Source organism: Bacillus sp. SM2101, assembly GCF_018588585.1.
GTDB classification, from domain to species: domain Bacteria; phylum Bacillota; class Bacilli; order Bacillales; family SM2101; genus Nanhaiella; species Nanhaiella sioensis.
On sequence record NZ_JAEUFG010000022.1, the window covers coordinates 11589 to 36587 of the forward strand.

Here is a 24999-nt window from a genome sequence, read left to right on the forward strand (position 1 = left end):
AGTGAAGTCTTTGGCAACGTATATATCTCCAAAAGAAAGACGTACTTTGGATGTTCGAAAGCTTTCAGTAGAAATAAATAGAAAACAGGGAGCTGATCAAACAAGAAAATCAGACCAATTCAATGAATTTTTCAGCCTATGTAAGGATGTTAAAGATCATATATTAAGTATTTATGATAAAAAAATCGAAGAGAATCAGAACGCTACCACTAATGAGAATTATGTAAATTTGTTTCATGAAGCGATGATAGGTGTACCCTCTTCTGTGAAGTTTATAAAGACGCATATTGAATCATACATATCAAATCATGGCTTTGGTGACACTCCTTACCCGAACTATTATTTGTCTTTAGAAGATGGAGTGTTTGAAGAAAAATTCGGGTGGGGCCCTCTCAGTGTTTTTAAATATCAACACAATATTGAAGCAGCACAAGTGTTAGGAACTGACATAAAGTTTAAACATAAAGATGGCTGGCGTTTACAACCATTTTCCTTTAGTGACCTAATACAGGTAGAAGAAGTAGTAGCTAGATTTGCAAATACAAGTTCAAAAAACCATTTAAATAAGCATACAAAGCCTGAGCTTGAGACAAGGACACATGAAGGATTTCGAGTTTCTATCATGATCCCCGAAAGAATGCATGTGTTGCCCTTAATTACGCTTCGTCGCCAAACAGTGAAGGTGCATCAGTTAGCAAAACAAGTTGAATTAGGTACGATTCCAGTTGAAGCAACTACATTATTTAAATCTCTTCCAAAGTTCAAAGCAAATGGTGTAATTGCTGGCCCACCTGGATGTGGTAAAAGTTCATTTCTGCTTACTTTACTTGGTGAAGTCTTATATGAAGTTAATAACGGTAAAAAAATTCCAGAGAGAATCAATACGATCTTTGGAGAGTCGAGCCTAGAGTTTGCAGTAAATGAACTCTTCCCAAAAGCTAATATCAATCACGTTATTGGTAAAGGGGTAGAATTTGAAAAAGTTATTCCCACCTCATTGCTACGACACGATGTCACAAGGGTTGTACTCCAAGAAATACGTGAACATGAAGTAGGGCTCTTTCAACGTTCAGGGATACAAGGAATTAAGCAGATCCTTGGTACTTTGCACGATAAAGACCCAATTGATATACCTGAGATATTGTTCAGTTTATATATGATGTATTACAACAGTAATGTAAATCCCGACCAGTTATATAAAATGTTCGCCCGAAATATCCATTACTCTATTACAATGGACGAATTCATGCAGGATGAAGAACTAGTCAAGAAAGTGACAGGTGTTCAATTCTATGACTTTGATACAAGAACATTTGAGTTAAAAATGGTGAAAATCATGCACTACGATGAAGATAGTGATAGCTGGACATTTAATAGTAGCATACCGGAAAGAATGCAGCGCATTTGTCAGAAATATGATAAACAAAATTATTTGACCTTCACTGAAAAACTCAAAGAGTTGGAAAAGCTATCACCAATGCCGGATGTCGAAAAAATACAAATTAGTGCTTATACAATGGCGGTGAGTTAATTGAACATACCATTTGAAGCGATTGAGATAACAATAAAAATCATTACCTACGGTATTGCAATAATATCAGCTTACTTCTTTATATCATGGCTCGGTTTTGATCCTAACAAAGTGAAGACTCGTTTTAGGCTTTCTAAAGATGTCAAAAACAAGTTTCAAAGTTCGAACTTACTGAAATACAAGTGGTTGAAAAAATATCACCACATACTTGATACGACGATAAAAGCATATGAACAGCATCATTTATCAATGATTGTATGGCTTCATGTATCAGTATTTGTTTTATTGCTATCGGTTAATTTAATTGTAATAGAAGACTTCTTTTTCACTTTATTTTCATCCTTTTTCTTTGCTTTCTTGTTACCTATAGGCGGATTTTGGGTGCGGTTCAAACAGATACAAAGTTTTGCACAAGAAAGTATTTCAGAAGATATAGAGCTTTTGCTACAGGAGTATCAGAAGAATCATTGTAATATGCTGTACGCATTGAAAGAAGTAAGTAATAAAGCAGAAGGAACGACACAGATTTTGTTTTCCAAGTTGTTTGCCAGAATGCATGGTACAACTGAAGAAAAACAGCTAGCTACCGAGACTTTTGGATATCAAATTGGGCGTCATTGGGGTAAAAATCTAAGCACGATGATTTTAAGAGCTTCTGTTCAAGATGGAATTAATATTCAAGCTAGCTTACAAGATATGGTTGACGACATGTCAGAGATCAGAAAAAAAGCAAGGGACGAGCTGAGTGATGGAAGAGAAGCAGCTGTAATGGGGTTTATACCGATTCCTGCTACATTTCTACTCATTGTTCTAAACGTAGAATTTATGTTACCTGGTGAAAATGGTTACTCATATCATTTTGCTACTAGCTTAGGATTAAAGGTCTTCATCTTTTCGATGATTATAGGAATGATCAATTTTGTGATGGCATTGATCTTACGAAAGCCAAAACAAGGGTTGTAGAAAGGATTTTTAATTATGGTCGAGTTTATACAATCATATCTTAGCTTGGTGAATCTTAAATTCTTCTATTATATAGTAACTGCTGGTGTTTTATATGTTAGTTACATGTTTTTCATTAGATCTTCTTACGATGAAAGGTTAGTAAAGAGGTATAGGGGAAGAGCTATTCAACAAGTTCGGAAGAATAAGTTAAAGGAAACGCTCCATCAACCTCATGTAGATCAATTATTCAAACAAATGGGCTTACCAGATTATATTACTAGTTTACGTGTTAACCAATTACGTTTGGTGTTGATGTTGTATCCTACTGTGGGATTTATAATCGAAATGATTTCAGATACAGATGTAATTTCTAATATAACAGCAATATCATTAGCTATTATTGCCATTCAACTAGAACCACGAAGATACTTTGCGATGTATTACATATTGACCTGGGTTAGGAAGTCATACAATGCTAAAAAAAATAATGAGGTATATCAACTGTTCACAGACATTAAGAGTGAGTTCATAACAAAGCAGGGACAACCTATTAATATGTATCATTTAATGTACAACCTCATTCCGTATTATGAAACGATAAAAGCTACACTTGAGAAAATGCTTCCTTATTTACGCGACAAAAAACAAAAAGAAGCATGGGATTTATTTGAAGAAGAGATTGGTACGAAGGAAGCAAAAAACTTAGCGATTGTCATGATGGAGCTAGAAAATGTTGAAGTAAAAGAGGCAGCTCATTTACTGGAAAATCGAAGAGAAGAATTTTCGAACTCTATTATTAACGCATATAAAGACCATTTATTTAGAAAAAGAGGGGTAATATTTGTTGTCCTAGCATTTGGAGCAGTGGTTGTGTTTTTAAATCCAGTTGCAGGGTTTTGGGTGTGGTACAAAGAGGTTATGAGTACAGTTAATAACTTTTAATTTAATTAATATCAGTCAATTTTCAGGGGGTGATTACCCGTCATAAAGTAACTCATCAAACTTATTTTATGTTGAAGAATGTAATGCAAGCGAAATCTAGCAAAGTTAATTACGAGGAGGAGTTTATTAAATGGGAAAACTACTAATCTTTTTTATGATTATTCTATTGTGTGTTGGAACAGCGAATTCAACGTTATTTGATAAGGATAATGGAGTTCAAAAGGATGTTGTTGACGTGAAGTCAACTGCACAAGAAATCATACAAAATGCAAATTCTACAATGCAAGATACAGAATCCTAAAGTGGGGGAGGGGGTTCCAACGGAATCCCCTTTAAAATACGAAAGGACGTAGTTATATGGACAAGATACTAGTGTTATATATGATTATTCCTATCATGCTAATTATTCTTTTTCAACCACAGCTAAACAACGTTGAACAAGCGAGAGATATTGTTTCAAAACAAGCAATTGAGCGGGCAACCGAGAAAGCTGCAATAGAAGGATACTACACACCAGAGATTATTGAAGAAATGACGGAATTATTAATGAAACTAGGATACTCAGAAGATGAAATAGAGTATCGTTTGACTACAGATGTAACGTATCGTGGAGATATCATTGAAGGTACGGTGAAACTACCAGATAAATATTCGTTTATCTTAATCTCTAATCTGATAGAGAGAAAAGAGAATGATGAGCTGTATCATGTGAACACAGCTTCTCGTATGAGTGAATTTGTTAACTGAGGTGACATATGGGAAAGCTATTATTTACAATCATGGCAGTTGCTGCCGCCATATCAATTTGGGTTTATGACCTAGAAACATATCTTCAACATAAGGCACATGTGAATTTACGTTATGCACTTGATCATGGCGTTCATGATGCTGCTTTGTTTGTAGATTCAACGAAAGTTTCTGATGGAGTAATAGATTTTGAAGAAGTTGAAAGTTTTCAAGCATTTAAGGATGCACTAATAAGAAATCTACCAATTAATAGTAGCCTAGAACCGCTCCATGAATATTTCTTCACTGACAAAATAAAAATCGAGCAGGTGATGAATATTGATCACAATTACATTGATCCGAACACGGGCACAGAGGTTACGTTCCCGTATGTACTCGAATATTTACATACAGAAACTCAACAACGCTTCAATCGAATTATCTTTGGCCCTAGTGTAGTCTATGTGATTGAGACTCAGATAATTGGTGAAGAAGATCGGTTTGTTGATATCGCAATACAAGAATATAAAATGAAAAACTAGCAAAAATAAAAATGGAAAATATTGACATTTCTTAAAACTTGCAGTATAATAGATAGTAGGATAGGTGTGTCTATCTTTCCACCAATATATTGCAGGAAAGGATGTAATAAAAATGAAGAAAATGATACCAGTCGTTCTTAGTACCTCATTATTAGTCGGTGGTGTTGTGCCTTTATCGAATACGTTCAATGCTCAAAAAGTACAAGCTGCTGAGATTACTAGCTTTTCAGATGTGAATTCAGACTATTGGGCTTACAAGGAAATTAATTACCTCTTAGATGAGGGAATTGCTGAATCATTAAACGGAACAAAGTATATGCCTAATGACAATATTACTAGGGCGCAAGCAGCAAGAATGTTAGTGAAAGCACTAAAAATAGATGTGAACGACACAAGCATTCCTGATGTATCATTTCCAGATTTAAGTAAATCCCATGCAGATTATCCGTACATAAAAGTAGCAGTCAACGAGGGGATCTTTAAAGGTAAAGATAATGGGAATTTCGGAACAAATGAAAATTTAACAAGAGCTCAAATGGCTAAAGTAATTGTTGAGACATTCGACCTTGAAGGAGATTTCCCATTTAGTTTTAAAGATATATCTAATGATTTTTGGGCAGAAGATTACATTAGCAAATTAAGAGCTTCAGAGGTTACGACGGGTTACTCTGACTTTACTTACAAACCAAACAACAATGTAACAAGAGCTCAAATGGCAGCATTTGTCTATCGTGGAATAAAAGGATCTGAGTTTGTACCAGATAAATACAATCACTTACTTGTAAGTGTAGAGGACGGACTGTTAGTACATCGTGATAAGGGAACTTTGTTTGATACAGATGTAAACCCGATTATTAACCAACAAGTATACCGTTCAGCAAAAGCATTACTAGATGATGAACACTTTGTAGAAGTAGGTTATAAGCAATTATCTGACCTTGATATAGCGATGGTGACATATGGACATAATGCAACAAATGCAACATTTGGTGGGGCATTTAAATATCAGTTTTATGAAAATAGCTCTGTCGCAAGTTACGATAGTGAAAATGTAAGTATTAGATTGTATATAAGAGCACTTTATTTTGATCGTTTTAACACAAATGAATTCAGAGTGGAAGAAAAAGTAGCAAATAAATTAAAAGATAGTTTAATAGGTATGTTTGGTGAGGATGGAAAGGATATGTATGATTTTATTTTAGAAAAGTGGAATTTTAGAATGGAGAACTTTCTGAATAGCAATCATGATGCTGTATATGGTAAGAACTACACAAAGAAAACAAGCAACTGGCAAGTAGATTTTGAGGTTGATGAAGCATACACAGTAGCTTCTTTCAGTCCCATTAATAAATAACATAACATCACCTTTATAAGTCTCAATACATAACTATATTGAGACTCTCCTAGTACACATAAAAAGAGCATTCATTGTGTGTACTAGGAGAGGGGATTATTAAAAGGTGGTGAATTGTAGATGATACCATATAATTCAACAATGAGGGAAGCATCATAATAAAACGAAAAAAAATCTATATATTATTTCTTACAATTCTTATTTTGCAAACTACTTTCATGGGTATGATACCCAAAGAAGTGAATGCAGACTACCCCTCAACTGAAGCAGAATTTTACGATTATGTAAGAAATGTTTATATAGACGATTACAATATAAATGACAGAAGAGCAGATTACTGGGTATATACCACATACAATAAAGTCGTATATAAAACTGATAATTATGGAAGGACTTCTTCTAATAGTAAGTGTGGTAATAGTAGAGAAAATGAATATTTAGGTGAGGATTATAATGGGGAAAAAATATATAACTATTGTTTCCCTAATGATGCTCAAGGATCGAATCCAGAAAATTGGGATTACCTTATTGTAGATTCACTAGGAGTTAGTTGGGAAAATTTAAGTTCTTCTCAAGAAAACCATATTCTTTCAAGCAAATTAGAAGGTCATGGTGCTACAAACCTCACAATCTCATCTTTAGGTGGTAAGAAATACGGAAAAGTATCACTTGCCCCTACATGGAGATCTGAAGGGAATATATTTACTCAAAACAATGCAGGTGGTCGAACCTGGTATGCGGACTTTGTGGTGCCACCGCTATCATCAAGACCTGTTCTTGAAGGCGACATTACTACAGACAAAACGGAATACAAAATTGCAGCAGGTGAAGATGATGTTACTGTAAACTATACGGCAAAAGCCACCTCAGACGGTGAAGGGTTACACTTTCGCCATGCTGATATCAGATCATTGAAGGCTGGGTTCAACTTTGAAAAACATATTGATCAGTTAGGTTCAAGTGATTATGTGACTACAAGTGGAAGTAAATTCTCTACTAAAGATGGTAGTTTTAAGCTGACTCGAGATATGTATTCAGTAGGAACACATACGATTAATCTTGAAGCGGATTTTCGTATTGAAGCGATATGGGGAGAAAAAGACCAAACTCGTGCAAACACTACTATAACTCTAGTAGTTGAACCAGATACCGAACGTTATACAACTACTACTGTATCAGTAGACCCTTCAACGGTCCGTTTTGAAGATAAAGACGTGAAAGTGAAAGTAACTGTACATGGACAATTACACGGAATATCTGATAGTAATCGGATTAAGGGGTGGGAGTTCCTCGTTCGAGAAGAAGAAGTAACAACTCCAAAAGTAAAAACAAATAGTGACAAGTCATTTACTAGTCAAACAACATTTGATTTTACAATCCCTAAGAACAGAATTGTAGATGGCATGGTTGATAATCAATTCATTCAAAATTATGTAGGGAGAGCTAGAGTTACACTAATCGATAACTCTGTACCCGATAATTCGAGTGATGAAGCAAATACATTTATAACAGACGGTGATATTCCTGATATTGATGGACCAAACGCAGATTTTACTTGGACACCTTCTGACGATCTAAAACAAGGTGATACAGTTACTCTAATTGAAGCTTGTACTCATCCTAATGACGTAGAGATTGTTGAATGGAATTGGAGTGTAGGTGGTAATGATAGAACTACACGTATGACATTGGAAAACTATGGCTCTAATACTGCAAAGTTGACGTGTACTGATGCAAACGGCAAGTCGGATACGGTTACAAAGATTATCGAAGCGGGCAAACCAGGAACTCCACCTGTAGCATCATTTTTTATTGAAGAAGAGTATTTTTGGATTGAAGAGGTAGTACCTCAGAACAATTCATATGATATTGATGGTGAGATTGTAAGTAGTGACTGGACGCTTGATAGCGGTAGAACATCTATCCCTCTTACTTTTACGAGAGTAACAGAGCCTGAGCTTCATAGGTTAGGATTGACAGTGACAGATAACGATGGAGAAACCGACTTTGAACAACAAGACTTTAGAGTATTACCGACAACACCTACAGCTGATTTTCAGATTTATAGCTTTGATAGAGATAATAATCAGATTAATGATGCTGGAAAAGAGAATCGAACGATTGTCGTTGATGCAACTCTTTCGGATGCAGCCTCACCTTCATCAGATTTAATTCCGATTGATTACTCCAGGACAACCTACGATATTCGTCCTGTCACATCTGGAATTGATCCTGCAGGTATTATGATTCGTCAAAACAGTGATAGATCAAACCTTGAATTTCTTGTGAGAGAAGCCGGAGAATATGAGATCACTGTAACTGTCACAAATGAGTTGAATGAAACTTCTAAGCCTGTAACAAAGAAAGTCATCGTTGATCCAGACGAAAAGCCTATAGCGCAATTTACTGTTGATAAGAAAAAATACCTTCGTGATGGTACAACTAAAAAAGCAACAATAACCCTTACAGATAATAGTCTATCTATGGATGATGACTACATTAAACAACGTATTTGGTCAGTTGAATTTGATTCTAATAATGATGGTGTTTTTGGTACAAGATATGATACGCCAAAAGAAATCTTATCAAATGAAAACAAAGAAAACATCACATATGAAACCGATAAAGTAGGTAATTATCGCTTTTCCCTTGATGTTGTAGAAGGTTTTGGCCAGCAATCTCTATATGAATTTATTCAAGATGAGCATTACAGGACAGACCTTACCGAGCCTATTAATCCTCAAGGGAACATTGAAGACTATCTTTTAGACGAAAACTTCAATATCCCTGAATCTGATGTGGCTATCGAGGTTGATAATGCACCTCCAACCGTTGACTTTGGTGTACAGCGACACAGTGTTGTTGATGTAACGATCAACTTCAGTGGTGTAGATACAGCCACACGTCAACATCAAACTGGACGTGTAAGTGGAGGTGGAAACTACGACCATTATTTTTTCACATATGATACGACAGAAAAAAACAAACTAACTTCGATTGCTGCTAATCTCGAAGTAGATTTAATTACAAAGGGGATTAATAGTGATATCACTATTGATAATAGTTACTACCAAGTAGCCGACTCTGATGGTGTATGTAGACGTGATGTCCCAGTTTGGGGTTGGACTCGTTGGACAACCTATGATTATAATACCGTCACAACGACCAATTCTAGTTATCGTCCTCCTAGTGGCTGGTCGATTACAAGTTCATCTTCACGAGATTTTTACGACGAAAGAACAGAGACAAGGCAAACTTCGGGAGGTAGACCGTCTGGATCAGGATGGAGTTTCCTAGATGGTGGAATTGATTCTGAAACTGGTAGAGAATGGGCGCGCTGGGAAAGAACGGTCAGAGAGTATAGTCATACTGAATATACGTACAGATTAAAGAAAACAGTTCACCATGAAGTCTATGAAATACAGCGCTACACTGACTACGGATGTAACTCTACAGAACAAGTCGATACTACAGACTTTACACAGTCATTTACGAACGCATCATACCGTGCAGATGCTGATAGATACTATCTACACTTTGATAAACGTGACTGGGCATGGACCAATTCATCATCAAAGGTGACTAATTTTAGAAATAAGATGAGAAATGATGATATCTACTTCTGGGATTTTGGTCCGAACTCTTTAAGAAGCACTGTTGATACAAACATCGCCAATGGATCTACAAAAGGACAGTTTGATGTTTATGATTCAACAGCTTTAGAAAAGCAGATTCAAGATATAAAAGATTACATGATTAACAAGTACTTACTAGTAGCTGATGGTGAGTATTATACGATTCTATTAGGTGATCAACTTGATTATACTGTTACCTATGAAGATCATGAAAATGATCCTGAACTTAAGCGTGAGTGGAAATTTACACATGATAATACAAGCGTAAACGGTAGAGTTATAGATAATCAACCAAGTGAGCCAATTGCACAAAGTGGACTATGGATTAACAATCCAATGCAATTACCTGCTGTAGGAACGTATTCTATTGAATTACGTGCGATGGATGATCCGATTTGGTGGGGTGATGACCGTTTCTTTAATTATCGTAAATGGTCTGATGAAGAAATAGTGAGAGAATACAAGGTTTCAGTTCACCGTCCTCCTATTGCTGAATTTAATTTTACTTTGGATAGCTCAAACCGATTAACATTAGATTCTAGCCCAAGTTACGATCCAGAGCATGAATTTAATCGTCCTGATCGAGGTATTGTAGAGTATAACTGGAGTTATTATTTAGACGGTATACAATACAATGGTCAACCACCTACAAATCTAGTAAGTGAAAAATACTATGATGTTACGTTACAGGTAAAGGATATCGATGGTGCGTATGGTTCTATTACAAAGAGAATTAGCACTAAATCAGGTAATTTAAAGCCTGTCGCAAAATTCAACGTTCAAGAAGTAGTTTATCGTTCACAAGAACTTGATTTTGAAGATTTATCTTATGATCCTGATGGAGATCCTTTGACAGACTATAGAATTACTGTTAGGCAGCAAGGTAATTCTACGATTTTAAAAACTCTTAGCTCATTTCCAACTAGTTTTGCAGATATGAACTTGTCTGAAGGTACTTATGTAATTGGGTTAACAGTACGGGATATTCCAACGAGTGGTTCATCTTTACAATCGGATCTATTCGAAAAATCAATTCAAGTGATAAACGATAATAATCCACCTGTATCAATTTTTACATTGAGTCCAAATCCAGTAGAAAAAGGAACATATCTCACATACAGTGACTCTTCCTATGACCCTGATGGACATCCATTGATTAATTATTCTTGGGAGATTGAATTACTAGATGAGAATCAAAATACAATAGATTCATGGATAACCGGCGCTGTACCTACCGATTTAAGAGATTTCGCGGGTATTGGAACCTACCGTATCACTCAAACAGTATTCGATGATCCGCCATTTCCATTGCCAAGTTTATCGGGAAGTAGCTCGATTATTGTGGAAATGATACAAGGTTTAGAGGCACCATTTGCAGAGTTTAGTTGGCAACCCCAAGGTTTAGTAGTGGGTGATACATTTACGCTCGACCCTACTTTTAGTTATGATCTTGATGGAGAGGTTATTGGATATCAATGGACGATCTTAGCTCCTAATGGATTAAGAACGACTTCAACAGAGCGTTTTCCAAAGGTTATTAATGCATTAGAGGGAGAATATGATGTTAGCCTTCATGTAACAGACAATGATGGTTTGCGGTCTCAAGTACCTGCAGAACATACGATTAAAGTTGGTCCGTTACCGCCTAATTTACCACCAGTTGCAAATTTCAATTGGGAGCCATTTACACCGTTTTTAGGAGAACAAATCAGATTCAATCCAGATTCTTCATATGATATAGATGGTGAAATTGTAAGTTGGTCATGGACTTTGACAGGCAGCGATGGAAGTATTCAAACGAGTAATGAGGAATATCCATCTATTACAGGAGATACGGAGTATTATACTGTCAATCTAGAGGTCACAGATGACCGAGGTGGTAAAGGTTCAGTAACAAAAGTAGTGAATGTCGATATAGCAAAACTCACCCCTTTAGTAACCCATGCTGATGGTTGGAAAGAGGTTTGGGTATCACAAGGGTTTGATGAGAATGTAAATACGTTTTATGCGGGTGAAAAGTTTATTATAGAACTAACATCTACACCAGCTGCGTATGTGTGGGGATCAGTCAATTTTGGTGGAGATATTGGTAAAGTGGATATTCCAAAGGAACAATTCACACTTGTATCAACGTCAACTTATGAATATACCTGGATTGCAGAGTTATGGCAAGAAAACTTTGAACGTATTGAAGATGGGGAATACCTATTTCAATTTCATGCAATGCATCCAGAAATATCAGCACATGTACAAAGTGATGCAAATTATTTAATTGAAATAATAGGAAACATATATGAAGCTTTAAAATTTCATAGAAATTATTAATTATAAGAGAGAATGGGTTAATTCCTATTCTCTTTTTTTTGTAAATGATTTCGAGTAGTTCTGTAATATGCAACATTACAAGTGTCATTTAGTTTCCTCAAAGCTGTTGCCTTTTAAGGGGTAAGTAAATTTAATATCGGACTATCATTTTTCATAAGTTTTTTTCTACTTATGACATATTCGTTTCTATATCCCTAAGTAATTAAGGATCAAATTCTATAGCATGATCTAACAGTTACAAGAAAACCTATTAAAATTAGACCTTGTAAATATAAGAACCAACAAATATTTTGCTTAGATTTCGAAGAACAAAGCACGTCGGCTCCTCCTAAATAAATGGAGAAAAGCTCCGTAAAAAAGCAAACTAAGTAACTGAACCAATCCTTAAATGAATAGACAAAATAACAATGACATAAAGTAAAGTACATCACGATTGGCTCCATGAAAAACAGCCCTATTCATAGCGGGGCTGCTTTTACAATTTTAAAATAAGTATTTACATTCTTTTAAACTATTATCCTCCAGAGTTAATACTTGTTCTTATACAATATAAGCCATCCTTTGTTTATTATACGATTCTGATATGAAGCTTCGACAAGGTAAACTATTTCTACTAAAACTTACTTTCCCATATATAGTAAAATCTAGTGATGTTTTTTGTTGCTATAGTTATTTGTTCACCATCTTTTTCAAAAACTAAACCGGATCCTACCTGATCTTTATAAAGCCATCCTTTATTCTCCATAACTGTTTTTATTGAGGAATATGAACCATCAGAAAATTTAGCAACATATAGAAATGGATCAGTATTATATTCGATGTATTCTTTGTCAAAAATTGTGCTATTAATAATAGAAAGAGTTAGTTTAATTGGTCTGTCCTCTTGATAAATTCCGCTTCGTACTACTGCGAAAGACATTACTCCACCAATAATAATTAATAAACTAAATAACCCTATAAATATAGTTCTTTTATTCATGGTTACTCCTCCTAATATTTCACTATATACCAATATTATAATAAAAACTAAAATTAATTCATTAAGAATATGTAAATTTATTGAATTTTATAACAATAAGTTGTTATTTATTCCATATTATAGTATTATTTGTTTTGTTGTATAGATGAGGCTACAAAATAAATTGGTATTGGAGGAGTTAGAAGTGAAGAAAAAAAGTATTTTAATAGCACTTGCACTTGGACTTGGAATTTCTTCTGCATCATATTTAGGTGTAAACAATGTATTTGCAACAGACGTAGAACCTCTTTCTAAAGAAGCTAAAGAAAAAGTAAAAGAGTCGTGGGAAATAAATGATGAAGTTTTTTACGACTACATACCAGAAAAACTATTAAAAAAGCACGCTAGTACAATTGAAGCTGTAGATAATATATTAGAAGAAAGAGGGATCGATTTTACTAGTAAATCAGTTAATTTTAATTTGAATTATTATGTTAGATTAGTCCAACTAGAAGTATTTACTAGTTTATCTAAAGAAGATCCAATATATAACGATGTAAGAAAATTAGGTAATGATATTGGAAAGCTAATAGTTAAGGGGCAGAAAAAGAAAAGTGATGAAATTGACGCAGAGACTGTTTTTAACGGCGTAGGAGATAAAAAAGATAAAGAAGAAACAGTTGAATCATTAATAGATTTCAATGGTTATAATGTAACCGATGCCATTGACTATGCTCATACTTGGACTAAAAACGGTACGGAATTGCGAAACTCGAATTATGACTACTATGATGGTAAAAATGACTGCACCAACTTTGTATCACAAGTTGTTTATGAGGGGGGCGGAATGTCACAGATCAGAAACGATAATTTCGGTTATGATTATGATGATGTAGATAACTGGTACTACGAAGACTCTTTTAATAATCCTCCAAGTTGGACGTGGGGAGGAGCACATAACTTCTATGAGCATTTAAGAGATCATAGTTCTAATGTGAAAAGAATTTATTCTACATCAGACTTAGAATTAGGTGATATAGTATCTTGGGATACATTCGATGATGGAGAGTTTCATATTGGACATACTGTAGTTGTTACAAAAATTGAAAGCGGTAAAATTTATGTTACTTACCACACAACTGACAAGGAAGATGAACCAATTGATACGTTGTTTAATGCGGGATATAAAGCATATGCTTGGGATTTAGATTAATTATCCAAAACAAAAGAGTAAAAGAGCAAAGAAAAATACTTTTGCTCTTTTACTTTTTCAGGAGGATTTATGAATAGATGTTACCTATTTATCTTACTATTAAGTTTTTTTATGACTGGCTCTACATTACAGTTTAACAATCCTATCATTATTGCAGTTATAGATAGTGGGTTAGATAGAAATAGATTAGATCTACATAATAATATTATAAAACCAGTCAATTTAATTAATATAGATGAATATCCAAATGATGAAACAGGACATGGTACAATAGTTACCTCCTTAATCGCTAGTAAAGATCCATCATTTAGAATTATGCCTATAAAAGTAACTTCCAAATTTAAAAGTACTGATATAGAAATGCTTGCTCAAGCAATTATAACTGCTGTTCAGAGTGGTGCAGACGTTATTAATATTTCTCTTGGTTCTTTAGCAACTAATAGCAAATTAGAAGATGCCGTTAATACTGCTAAGCAAGAAGGAGTACCCATTATTGCCTCATCTGGGAATGACAATTTTGTAGATAAGTTAAGGTTTCCGGCAGAATATTCCGACGTTATCGCTGTTGGAGCAGTTGATAAAAATGGTAAATTAGTAACCAACTCAAACGTGGGTGAGAAAATTGATTTTGTCTGTTTAGGGAAAGATATATGGGTTAAAGGATTGAATGGACGACCTGCTACGATGGTATCTGGAACATCCGTTGCTGCCCCCTTAGTCACATTACAAGTAGCAAGAATACTTCAGCAAAATACAAATATAAGTTTTGAAAATATCATTATCAAATTAAAAAAAGAAAAATCTGTTGAAATTACGGGTAATAATATGAATTTTTTTATGATTACAGATGAGCTTTAAAAGTCTAGTTGTATAATGTGTAGGAGACATCCTTCTATAAGTCAACTATAAATAACATTTCTAGGTACAAAACAATCACAGAAGGTTCATATTAACTAGTTCACCTCATGAACCTCGCATTCTTCCTTTCAAATTTCGTTTGTCATAGTTTATGTTTTACTATGGAGATTTTCCTTCCTTTTAGGTGTCCGCCAACAATATGTGGATTTGGTAGCAAGATAGCATATTGTAAAAAATAAACAGTTGATCATAGAGGGTTTTAACAGCTGAATTTGAATCTTAATGTCCTAAAATTAGATTGGAATATTATGATTCAGTCATAAAATACATAAACAATAGTTATACTGTTTTCGTTATATTTACATTGGATTAAATAATAGAGGGAATGAAGAATTGGGTATAGTTCATATAAACATTTTTATACTTATCGTAGGTGTGATACTGTTAAACGTTGGATTTGATGTTAAAAAAAGATGGTTGATTTATCTATCCATCTTTTTTCTTGCTGTTTCAATTGGATTCTTTGCAATAGGATTTTTTTGGGTATTGTCGATAATGCCTAGTGATTTTAAATAGCTAGTTAATGAGGAAAAATAAGGTCGTTAACAAAGTTATATGAAATATATTTAACATCGGTCAAGAAAGAAATACGTCTAATTTTTCATTACTGGGAAATTAGGCTTTTTTAATATTGAGATTTTATTAATCTAGTAAGTGCTTAAATCTTATTTGAGAATTATTGTATTTGATATCCAAAAAAATAGAATTTATGTTTATATTGTTAATATATGTTTATATATGTTTTATATATGTTTATTTGTTTACTAGATTTATAACCCTTGGGAGAGTAGGGATGGAAGGAGTTTATAGCTACTTATTCGATGTGATATGTCTATCATTTCGGTGATTAAGTCTATAAATTCGATATTATATGGCTACAAATTGAGTGTGATATGTCTACTAACTCGATGTAATATGTCTACTTAAACGATATAGGGATATTTATTACTAGATATTATGTCTATAAATTCGGTGGAAGAGTATGTTTTGTATTATTTATCTTGTATTTCTTTAGATTATATACTTTTATTTGGAAAATATACCTACGAATAATTAAAAAAATTGAATTCCACATGAAAATTAACATCGTTTTGATAGACATATAAATTAAAGCAATAATATTAAAGTTACTATAACAATGTAATCACATCATTTAGGTAGCTATATGTCTAAAACCTCAATATTATTGCTATTTAACAGCATTTTAGTACTAAATTTATCTAATAAATCTCTTAATAAAAGACGAGGAGGTCTTTTAAGGGAAAAATAAGAAAGTCTATATGTCTATCAAAACGATGCTAGACTATTATTTATGAAAAAAAATTTTTTGCACCGAATATGTAGACATATAAAAGGATATATTTTTAGACATTCATTCCTATTTACCAAATATATAGTTATATTTCCATAAATCCCTAATAATATAAGGTTTTTATGCACCGTTAAGGTAGACATATAATGAGTTGACGTAATATTTAATTTTTTCTTTACACCGAATAAGTAGACATAAGAGATTTCTTCCGTTTGAGGGCATCAAACTTTGTAATTAAACGTGGATTATTACTATTATTTGTACTATATTGTAGTTATACCTACGTTGTTAAGGAGGCAGAGAATGGTGGATGCAGAAGTAATACATGAGGAGCAACTTACATTTGATGCTGATTTGGTAGAAGCAGATATTAAACCATATTATTGGGTCAACCAGTCGAATGCTTTAATTAATATGAGACAGAACTTATCAATTAATGAAAGAAGACTATTGTATGCTTTGGTGTCTTTGGTTCAGCCTGAACATAAGGACTTTAAAACATACACCTTGCAGACAAAAGAATTGGCTCATTTATTTGGGATATCAGAAACTGGATTCTATGAGCGTATTAGAGAAGTAGTTCAAGGCTTAAATAATAAGCCACTTTCAATTCAAAGGACAGAAAATAATAAACTTGTAATAGATGATATATATTGGGTACAACGTGCCTCATATAAAGAGGGACAAATCAAAATAAAATTATCTGAGGATTTGGCCCAGTTTCTGTTAAATTTAAAATCTTATACTAAGTATCAACTTTATAACGTTTTGCAATTAAGGTCTGAATACTCCTGGAGGATATATGAACTGTTAAAGGAGAGAGAGCCCTGGCATCAACGGATAATTAAAGTAAAAGAGTTAAGATCCTTATTAGGGATACCTGACGATAAGTTAAAGCTCATGAAAAACTTCCGTTCAGTCGTTCTTGAGAAAGCTAAAAAGGAAATTAGTGAGAAAACGGATATCCGTTTTGAATATGAAGTACATAAGAAGATTGGTAGAACAATTGATTCATTCATCTTCTACATTTACAAAAATACGAACAATATTGAAATGAATTTATCTGAAGAAGCTGTTGATTATGACATACAACTTATGTTGAGTCGTTTAGTATCTAAGGGTGTAAGAAGAGAAAAAGCAGTAGAAATTATAAAAAAATACCATCCAAAATACATAGAGGATAACCTACGTTATGTCATGCGAATGGATAATCAAGCGTTAGGCAATGTGGCAGGTTATATAGTAAAAGCTATTGAAAACAATTATGCTGATGTTTCTTATGAAGTAGAAAGTAATGACAATCCATTATATAAATTAGCAATCGGAAACGTGGCTAGTCGAATAAAAGAGTTAACTGGTAAAGACATTAAAGAACTGGAAGAGCTTTATGATCATTTCATTATGATGATTAGGAAAGTAAACCCTGAAACAAAAGCTGATATTGATGAGCTGGCTAGAGAAAGAGAGAAAGTCTTGTTCAACAAATTTGATAGTATTAATCAATATAGAATAGACAATCGATTACCTCCATTATCTGAATCAGATTTAGAAAAAACGAAAGTGATACAATTATATAAGAAATGGTATGAAAACCATATAGATGAAATGCCATTCTAGGAACATTTATCTCCAAAACTTGCCTATAAATACAGTGTGAGAGATAGAGACGAAATTGATCATAGATTTTACTACAATCTCGAGTAGGAGGGAGTGATTACCTCCCGTCCTCTCACATCACCAGTACGTACCGTTCGGTATACGGCGGTTCAATTAAGATAAATGACGTACGGATTCATAACGTTCTTGTAGATTTCTAAACCCTTGGCAATTCCAATAGGTGTTGCCAAGGGTTCTGTGTAATATTGGACTATTCGAGATACGCCAATAACCCTTCCGGCTATTCCCCCACTCATAAGCTTTACACTTAGGAACTCCTAATTTGACGAGTTTGCGTACTTTTGTCTTTGGTTTCTTCCAGTTTTTCCACAAACACATCCGAAGTCTTCTCCGAACCCACCCATCTAATTCTTTAAAGATGGTTTTCGTATCTGCCAACGCGAAATATCCACACCACCCTATTAAATACTGATTCAATTTCTCGATCCGATTAGGGTATCTTTCTTGAAGTAATTTCTCGTACTTTCTTCTTCCATCGTTTTAAGCTTTCTTTTGCGATACGGACTTTCGGATCTATTGAATTTGTGAAGCTGAACCCTAGAAACTTTCGTTTCCATGGTCTATCCACTGTTGACTTCTTCTCATTCACCTTCAGGCGAAGCTTCTTTTCGATGAAACGTCGAATGCTTGCCATTGTCCGGTTTCCTGCCCGTTTCGATTTTACATAGATATTACAGTCATCTGTGTAACGAACGAAGTTGTGTCCTCTAGCTTCTAACTTCTTATCTGGTTCATCTAGCACAATGTTCGATAGAAGTGGGCTAAGAGGACCACCCTGCGGTGTTCCTTGTCCTGTACTCGTAACTACTCCATTTATCATGACACCAGCTTGTAGATATTTGCGGATGAGTTTTAGAAGTGGTTTTTCTTTGATTCTTTTCGCTAGTATGCTCATGAGTTTATCATGATTTACCTTGTCAAAGAACTTCTCTAAGTCCATGTCTACTACCCATCTATACCCTTCTTTGATATATCCTTTTTCTTTCCTTATTGCGTCATGTGCACTTCGATTTGGTCGAAAACCATAACTATGTTCGGAGAACAACGGGTCATATATCTTCGACAATACTTGGGCGATTGCTTGTTGAATCAAACGATCTGTCACAGTTGGAATACCTAATAATCGAATACCGCCATCAGGTTTCGGGATTTCGACTCTTCGGACTGGCATTGGCTCATAGGTACCCTCGAAAATTGCCTCTCGGAAGGATTGCCAGTTTTCTGCTATATGCTTTCGTAGGATTTGTATGGGCATCATATCTACTCCGTGACTCCCTTTATTTTGTTCTACTCGCTTTAGTGCTAGAAGCATATTCTCCCGTGATAGGATTTGATTCATAAGCATCGTTAATTTTTCCTTCCGTGAATAACTATTCTTCTTATAACAGTTGTACCTCCACCCTCCAAGAGGTCCCCCACGGGATTCACCGTTTCCTTCCTCAAGTGAGGTATTGCGTTTTCTGTGTTCATCATGACATACTGCATGCCAAGGGCTATTCTCTCTTAATTGTTCAGTCCTTCCGAACCGTTCTAGACCGATTCGTACTATGACCTCTGCTGACTTCTGATGATTCAGCTACTTATCACTAAGTAGGTTATGAAGTTTACTTCACGTATTCATCAGACCTCCCCGGGTAAGAGTGCAATCTTTCCTTCCACCTATCTGCTTCATTTACTTGGTATCACCTTTGACAGAAAGGACTTTGTTTTGTTAAGCAAACTCATCCAATGATACCTAGCCTTGTATGAAGTTCATGTTCCTCAGACCGGAAGTTTGCCGTCCGCTTCCTTCAGATTCTGCGTCGCCACAGACACCCTTGCGTTAAGCTAACCGTTACTTCTGCCTTCACGGTTCGGGACTTTCACCCTAGAGATTACAACCATGCCGGGCACACTTAAAGACGAGAGCTTATTTCTCGTCTTTTTTTTGAACTCCCCCACTTATTAGACCTCAAGGTTTTGATTGAAGTGGGGGTTTTTTGACCAGAAATGATTACATTCTTAACGGCGATATTAGACTCTAATCAAAAATTAAATATACATATATGTATATTAAATTATGAGATATTTAGTAAAAAATAAAAATGTAAAAAAATATAGAGTAATTTATCTCAAAATAAGGAAATACAGCGTTTTTGTTTACGGAAATATTAGACTATTATAAAAATACAAGAATTACATTCTTGCAAAAATGATGGGAAGAGGTGTTACTTAATGAACAATGTTCTTAATTTACAAAAATTGGACCAAAGGCAAAAAGAAGAAGGCGGTAAGTTTGCTAGTTCTTTCAGTATTGGTTGTAAAGTAGGCGTAGAGTAAGATAATTATTATGTAAGATTTTCAAAGGAAGGGGATACCCTTCCTTTGAATAATTCTAACTATAATATTTATGTAAATTGCTCAATACTATCCTACGATTTTATAAACAAATATTTATTCAGGATATGAATAACACATACCTTTGGTTTTAAAAGGGATTATAACTTGCGTAAATAAAAAGTTTTTGTGTATAAGAGGTTTACAAGGAGGATATTATGACACAAAGGAATGAAACTCAAGTATTGTCGGACATGCGTTCATATGAACATATGAAACAAGATTTTTTTTCATTGATTAGTGATAAAAATTATTATGATTCATTAGATAGATATATTCCAAACGATCATTTAATCTCAATAGTAAAGGATAAAGTACTATCCGATTGGAAAATAATTAGACAAAGTATTTATTACCATGTTGTTAACCCTAAACAATCCCTACCAAAACAGGGCTGGAAAATTCATATTTCATCATCTTTATTAGACCATGAATCTGTACTTCGAAAAGTCATACCAATTTGTATAAAGTTTGATACATCATTTAAATTTATGCTAGATAAATTTATTATTAGTATATCTTCTGATAAGAATTATCCTCGAAGTTCTTCAGGGAAATTTATTACAATATACCCAATTAATGAAGCTGCTTTTAAAACAATAATAGAAGAATTATATATAAGTCTGAAAGAATTTAATGGTCCATACATCCTATCTGATAAAAGATACAAGGATTGTAAAGTACTTTATTATAGATACGGGGGTATATTACCTGACAAAGAATTAGATTATGATGGATCATTTGTAGATTATTTATCTGCACCAGATGGACAACAAACTCCTGATTTAAGATTACCATACTATTCTGAACCCTTTTGGGTTAATGATCCGTTTGAAACCGAGGAAAGTTTGGATAATTCTAATCAAACTGAAGACGAAACGGGTTTAATGGATGGAAGGTTTGATGTATTGGAAGCCATAAGATTTACAAATAGTGGGGGTGTTTATTTAGCTTTTGATAATAAATTAAAGAAAAAGGTTATAGTAAAAGAAGCACGACCATATACAGGTATGCATAATGAGTTTGTTAACTCAATGAAGCTACGAGAAAAGGAATGGGATATATTAAACGTATTAAAAGAGACCAAAGTAGTACCAGATCCAATTGCCTTATTTTATGAATGGGAGCATCTTTTCTTAGTAGAAGGTTACATTGAGGCGGATACTTTAAGGGAATATATTGCATCGAATAGCCCGTTTTTGTTAATTGATCCAACTGAGAAGCAGTTAATAGATTTTTATAACAATATTATAAAAATATGTGTTAATTTAGCTAAAGGTTTAGAAAAACTACACAAAGAAAATGTTATATTAGTAGATTGGTCCCCAGATAATATCTTTATCAAATCTGATTTCAGTGTAATGTTCCCAGATTTAGATGGGTCATTCATAATTGGAAAAAGTAAAAAAAACGATGCAATGTACTCAATGGGTTTTTTTGATAGTAATGGAACAGAGGGGAAGGAAATCTCTGTATATAATGATTTTTATGGTCTAGGTTGTATATTCTTAAACTTATTATCTCCTCATAATAATATGTTGGGAATTAAACCAAATGCACATAAAGATTTCTTAGATGAATTAGTTACCGAGTTTGGTTTACCAGAAGAAATTATGGAAATTATACTGTCTTTAATGGATGATGATCCAAGTTGTCGGCCGTCTATACAGGATGTTATAACTCAACTTGAGGCGACTGTTGTATCCCTTTCCCATAAATTTTATATAAAGGATCGAATTTCTGATAACATTATTTCTCAAACAATTCAGGGTGCTACAAGATTTATTGAAGAAACTGCTACACTTAAACGGAACGATCGCCTTTATCCTTCTGATGCAAAAATGGTCAATTCATTATCTATTTCAAATGGAGCATTAGGAGTAGCTGTTACACTTAAACTAATTAATGGTGAAATACCAAGTCAACATATTAATTGGGTATTAAAACAAGAAATTACATGTGAAAAATATCCTCAAGGACTGTATGTAGGATTATCCGGTATTGCTTGGGCGCTATCAATAATTGGTTTAAAGGATTATGCAACAGATGTAATGGAAAGAGCTAATAATCATCCACTATTGAATAAATCTACTGATATATATACAGGGCTATCAGGTGTAGGACTTGCAAATTTATACTTTTGGACGATTACTAGAGATACATCTTATATAAAAATGGCCAAAGAGGTAGGAGATAGGTTACTTGATACTGGTATTAAAAATGAAAAAGGGATATATTGGCCATCTCCTGAAGGAGAGACTCACATAGGCTATTCCAGAGGTTCTAGTGGTACAGCATTATACCTTCTATACTTGTATCAGGCTACTAATGAACAGAAATATCTGGATTGTGGAAAGGAAGCACTGGATTTTGACTTGAACAATTCTATTAAATATGAAGGAATTGCTTCATTCCCACGTAGAGTTTCAAATAGTAATATAGTTTCTCCATATTGGGCTTTTGGTACAGCAGGTGTAGCAACAACTGTACTAAGATATTTTATTGTTACTGAAAGTAAATATTATAAGGATCAGCTTAACCAAATAGAAACTGATACGTTTAGAAAATTTTCTCTTTTTCCAGGGTTATATAATGGGCTTTCGGGTATAGGAAATTTTTTATTAGACTGTTACCAATTCCTTAATGAAGAAAAATATTTACATAGGGCATATGATATTGCAAAGAGTATTAATTCTTTTAAAATATTAAAGGGGGATGGCGTAGCGTTTCCAGGGGATAATTTGTTCAGAATTAATAACGACTTTGGAACAGGTTCTAGTGGTATAGCCTTATTCCTTCATAGGTTGTTGAATCAAGGTTCAAATTTTAATTTTTTAGTGGATGAGCTAATACTGCAGGAAAAAGCAAAAAATTTAAAGCTACCAAATGAAAATGTAAGCAGCACGCCAATAAATATAGGTGAAAAATGATTAATAACACTCAAAGAGAGAAGAAGTCTATTTATCTAAACCTAATAAAGAATAGAACATTAATGTTATTATGGTCAGGCCAGTCTATTTCTATAATTGGGGATGCTTTTTTTGACTTAGCAGTGATTTGGGTGGTTTATTCTCAAAGTCAATCGGTTCTTCAAACCGCTGTAATAGGAGCTCTTTCACATTTGTCAACCGCTATCTTTTCTCTCGTAGCAGGTACCGTTGCTGATCGTATGAATAGAAAAAAAGTAATGGTCTATACAAATGTAATAGCTTCATTGGTGTTGTTTTGTGTAGCAACTATCGTATTAGTTTTTGGTTACTTGCCTTTTTCGGTAGCGCTTGTATCCGTGCTCTTATTAAACATTTTAAATACATTTTTATCTCCATGTGAAGCATCGATAATGCCTGAAATTGTAGGGAAAGAACAATTAGCCACTGCTTATGGTATTTTTTCTTCAATTGGGCAAACTGCTGCATTATTAGGCAATGCTGTTGCAGGGGTAATAATTGCAGGTATCGGTGCTGGCTGGTCAATTACTATTGACGCAGTCACTTTTATGATAGTAGCTTTACTTATCGGAATAGCAAGAATCCCTAAGAATAAAATCTATAAATCTAATTCAAACAAAGATAAATCATTTACCTTTTCTCTAATAACAGATATAAAGGATGGCTGGAACTATATAAAATTGTTTCCATTAATTAAGACTATTTTATGGTTATACCTAATGATTAACATTATATCTTTTATGCCTCCTCTATACCCAGCATTAGTAGATCAACAGTTAAATGGAAACGCATCAGTATTTGGATTTATTCATGTTGTTAGTTTAATTGGAGGAATTACTGGGGGATTAGTTACAGGGAGTGTTGTTCGTAAGCTCAAATTAAAATCAATTGTTGGGCTATTATGGATTCTAGCAGGATTATGTACATTAGGAATATCATTCTCTACTTTTGTTCCGTTAACATTATTCCTTATGTTCGGTCAAACCTTCTTTGTATCAATAAGTTCAATATATTTAAGTACTTTACAAATGTCTATAGTCTCACAAGAATATCGTGGTCGTGTATGGGGGATAGTAAGAACTTTTGCAATCATTACTATGCCAGTATCAACCCTAATAGCTGGAATATTGGGAGATATTATTGGAGTACCGATTCTTTTCACTGCTGCAGGTTTTTGGATCATTTTGATGGGAGTCTTTGCAGGGCTAAACCATCACCTTAGAAATGCACATATTTTAGAAGAGAGTGTACATAAAGCCTCATCTTCATAGTTACATTGGGTAGAAATAGTCTGCAAACATGAAATACTCATATTTACATAACCTCACGTAGCCTCTTCTCTTCGGAGTGGAGGATTTTTTTGCATCAGAAAACTGAATGTTTGTTCGATCGATCGAAATTAAATAAATGTAATTAATGCAAAAGGTAGGTTATATGAAATGACAAAAACAGAGGGAAAGATGTTAGACAAAGTGCAGCGAGTATTAAAATGTATTTTGTTATTGGTGTCTTGGTCAAAAAATGTGATTAAAAAATCTTAATGAAATACAGGAGAAATAAAACGAGTAGAACAAATACTCATTTCAGTGTGTCAAAC

The 24999-nt window shown here is 34.0% G+C and carries 15 protein-coding genes and 1 pseudogene; 14 read left to right on the plus strand and 2 right to left on the minus strand.

What is annotated here, in order from left to right; translation table 11 throughout:
* The first annotated feature begins 10 nt into the window (after nt 1–10).
* From JM172_RS18025 to JM172_RS18060, 8 genes are all read left to right on the plus strand, one after another.
* Nucleotides 11–1531, plus strand: a complete 1521-nt coding sequence (locus JM172_RS18025; protein WP_214483771.1) for an ATPase, T2SS/T4P/T4SS family — start codon at nt 11–13, stop codon at nt 1529–1531.
* Complete coding sequence (locus JM172_RS18030; protein ID WP_214483772.1) at nt 1532–2494, plus strand: hypothetical protein; 963 nt, start codon at nt 1532–1534, stop codon at nt 2492–2494. It abuts the gene before it with no gap.
* A gap of 105 nt (nt 2495–2599) precedes the next feature.
* On the plus strand, nt 2600–3418 hold the full coding sequence (locus tag JM172_RS18035) for a hypothetical protein (RefSeq protein ID WP_214483773.1): 819 nt from the start codon (nt 2600–2602) through the stop codon (nt 3416–3418).
* A gap of 130 nt (nt 3419–3548) precedes the next feature.
* The gene (locus tag JM172_RS18040) at nt 3549–3719 is read left to right on the plus strand and encodes a hypothetical protein (protein WP_214483774.1); all 171 of its coding nucleotides are present in this window, start codon (nt 3549–3551) and stop codon (nt 3717–3719) included.
* A gap of 56 nt (nt 3720–3775) precedes the next feature.
* Nucleotides 3776–4165: a hypothetical protein gene (locus tag JM172_RS18045; protein ID WP_214483775.1), complete on the plus strand. Its 390-nt coding sequence runs from the start codon at nt 3776–3778 to the stop codon at nt 4163–4165.
* Between the two features lie 8 nt (nt 4166–4173).
* Nucleotides 4174–4686, plus strand: a complete 513-nt coding sequence (locus JM172_RS18050) for a hypothetical protein (protein ID WP_214483776.1) — start codon at nt 4174–4176, stop codon at nt 4684–4686.
* A 112-nt stretch (nt 4687–4798) separates the two neighbouring features.
* Entirely contained in the window at nt 4799–6040 is a 1242-nt protein-coding gene (locus JM172_RS18055) for an S-layer homology domain-containing protein (protein WP_214483777.1), read from the plus strand.
* 218 nt (nt 6041–6258) lie between these two features.
* On the plus strand, nt 6259–12000 hold the full coding sequence (locus JM172_RS18060; protein ID WP_214483778.1) for a PKD domain-containing protein: 5742 nt from the start codon (nt 6259–6261) through the stop codon (nt 11998–12000).
* 613 nt (nt 12001–12613) lie between these two features.
* Here the strand turns inward: JM172_RS18060 and JM172_RS18065 are convergent.
* Nucleotides 12614–12979 (minus strand): hypothetical protein, encoded by a 366-nt coding sequence (locus JM172_RS18065; protein ID WP_214483779.1) that lies wholly within the window; start codon nt 12977–12979, stop codon nt 12614–12616.
* A gap of 184 nt (nt 12980–13163) precedes the next feature.
* Here JM172_RS18065 and JM172_RS18070 point away from each other — a divergent pair, with 184 nt between their 5' ends.
* The 3 genes from JM172_RS18070 (at nt 13164) to JM172_RS18080 (ending at nt 18018) form a co-directional block, all read left to right on the plus strand.
* Nucleotides 13164–14171 carry an amidase domain-containing protein gene (locus JM172_RS18070; protein ID WP_214483780.1) on the plus strand — a complete coding sequence of 336 codons (1008 nt, stop codon included), beginning with the start codon at nt 13164–13166 and terminating at the stop codon, nt 14169–14171.
* Nucleotides 14172–14240: 69 nt separating this feature from the next.
* On the plus strand, nt 14241–15029 hold the full coding sequence (locus JM172_RS18075) for a S8 family peptidase (RefSeq protein ID WP_214483781.1): 789 nt from the start codon (nt 14241–14243) through the stop codon (nt 15027–15029).
* A 1675-nt stretch (nt 15030–16704) separates the two neighbouring features.
* Nucleotides 16705–18018: a replication initiation protein gene (locus JM172_RS18080; protein WP_214483782.1), complete on the plus strand. Its 1314-nt coding sequence runs from the start codon at nt 16705–16707 to the stop codon at nt 18016–18018.
* A 153-nt stretch (nt 18019–18171) separates the two neighbouring features.
* On the opposite strand, the pseudogene ltrA reads toward JM172_RS18080, so the two are convergent.
* A pseudogene (ltrA, locus tag JM172_RS18085) lies at nt 18172–19423 on the minus strand (group II intron reverse transcriptase/maturase).
* 869 nt (nt 19424–20292) lie between these two features.
* Between ltrA and JM172_RS18090 the strand changes: the two are divergent.
* The 3 genes from JM172_RS18090 (at nt 20293) to JM172_RS18100 (ending at nt 24673) form a co-directional block, all read left to right on the plus strand.
* Entirely contained in the window at nt 20293–20397 is a 105-nt protein-coding gene (locus tag JM172_RS18090) for a class III lanthipeptide (RefSeq protein WP_214483783.1), read from the plus strand.
* A gap of 215 nt (nt 20398–20612) precedes the next feature.
* The gene (gene lanKC, locus JM172_RS18095; RefSeq protein ID WP_214483784.1) at nt 20613–23384 is read left to right on the plus strand and encodes a class III lanthionine synthetase LanKC; all 2772 of its coding nucleotides are present in this window, start codon (nt 20613–20615) and stop codon (nt 23382–23384) included.
* Nucleotides 23381–24673, plus strand: a complete 1293-nt coding sequence (locus tag JM172_RS18100) for an MFS transporter (protein WP_214483785.1) — start codon at nt 23381–23383, stop codon at nt 24671–24673. The genes lanKC and JM172_RS18100 overlap by 4 nt, the downstream gene beginning before the upstream one ends.
* The last annotated feature ends 326 nt before the right edge of the window (nt 24674–24999 follow it).